This is a genomic window from Nonomuraea terrae (assembly GCF_004348995.1).
GTDB lineage: Bacteria > Actinomycetota > Actinomycetes > Streptosporangiales > Streptosporangiaceae > Nonomuraea > Nonomuraea terrae.
In genome coordinates this window covers 1-1,599 of record NZ_SMKQ01000431.1, presented here as the reverse complement: position 1 = coordinate 1,599, position 1,599 = coordinate 1, and the positions used below count along the sequence as shown (strand labels likewise).

The following is a 1,599-nucleotide window of genomic DNA, read 5'->3' as shown; positions in this document are numbered from 1 at the left end:
GGCCGCCACACCGCGTCCTCACCGGACGCCTCCAGCGGCCACCCACCGCGCTTCACCCCGCCAGGCACACCCGGCGCCCGGCCCAGCGTCCCCGCGACGCCCTTCATCGCACCTGACGCGCCCGGCACAGGCAACGTGCCCGGTACGCCCGGCACAGGCAACGTGCCCGGTACGCCCGGCACAGGCAACGTGCCGGGTACGCAGGCGAGCGCGCCGAACGTGCCAGGTGCGCCGCCCGGCGGAGCCGGAGTTCCAGGCATGTATCCCGGCAAGCTCGGCATATCAGGGCACCGGGCGCAGGACGCGCGTCCGTGGAACGACCCGGAAAGCGGGCAGGGGCAGCAGCCAGGTGGCTGGACCAAGCCGGTGGTGCCAGGCGCGCCGCCGTGGGAGCCGCCGCCCGCGTTCACCGCCGCCGCAGCCGGCATGCCGGTGTGGCCGCCGCCCGTCTCCGAGCCGCACGCCCTGCCACCGTGGCCCGCCGCCACCGGCGAACTCGTCGCGGAGCCCGACGAGCCGAGCCTGCCGCCACCGTTCGACCCGAACGCCACCAACCCGGAGGGCCTCACCAGCTCGACCCACGGCGTTCCCCCGAACACCACCGGCCACGAAGCCACCGATCCCACGGCCACCGACCACGCCAGGTGGGCATCCGCAGCCTCTCAGCACGCCATGGACGCCCCCGTGGGGTCCCGGCCCGACGCGGACCTCTCTGACGCCACGCGCCCAGGCGTCGTGATCAATCGCACGCCCCACCCCGGCGCGCCCGATCCCAGCCGCTCGCGTCCCGGCGCGCCCGGGCCAGGAACGTCTCAGCCCGACTCCGGCGAACACGACACCACCCTGAACGCCCCCAGGCCCGGCACAACGCATCCCGTCACCACCGGACCAGGCGCTCCCCGCGAGGGGGCTGTCCCTCCTGGGCCACGAGACACCGCGGGCCCAGCACACCCGGGCACCGCGCACGACGGACCCACGTACGGCAACCCCGCGCACGCCGACCCCGCGCACGCCGGCGCCATGCACGCGGACACCGACGAGGCCGCAGGCCACCAGCCCTGGCCCGGGCAGCCGGGAAGCTTCCGTCCGGGCACCGCCCCCGCGGACCCCAGACTCGGCGCTGCCACGGAGCCCTTGTCCACCCGCGCTGCCACGGAGCCTTCCACACTCCCGGGAGCCACGCCGCCCGCGCACCCCAGAGCCCCACACCCTGAGGGGCCGCATACCGGCCACAGCGACGCAGGCCACCCCGACACGACGGACAGCCCCGCAGGCCACGCCAACGCGGACGAAAGGCACGGCTTCCTGGCCGCCCCTGTCGCATCCGACCAGCACGAGCACACCGCGCGGAACGACCACGCCTTCAACGACCACGCCTTCGCGGAAGACCACACCCACGCGGATCCCGGCGAACACTCCGAGCCGGACGCCCACTTCGGCCACGCCGCTCACGACGAGACCGCGTACCCGCACCACCCCGCGCATCCGTCGCAGGGCCAGCACCCAGAGCCGTCAGCGCAACACCCGGGACACCCCCGGCAAGCACCGGCCCAGCACGACGGACACCCGGCGCAGGCAACACCCTCAGGTGCCCAGCAC

Annotated in this window: 1 pseudogene; it reads left to right on the top strand. The window is 75.3% G+C overall.

The features are described from left to right. Positions 1–258 precede the first annotated feature (258 nt). Positions 259–1,599: pseudogene (locus tag E1286_RS47160) on the top strand (hypothetical protein); the annotation flags it as partial.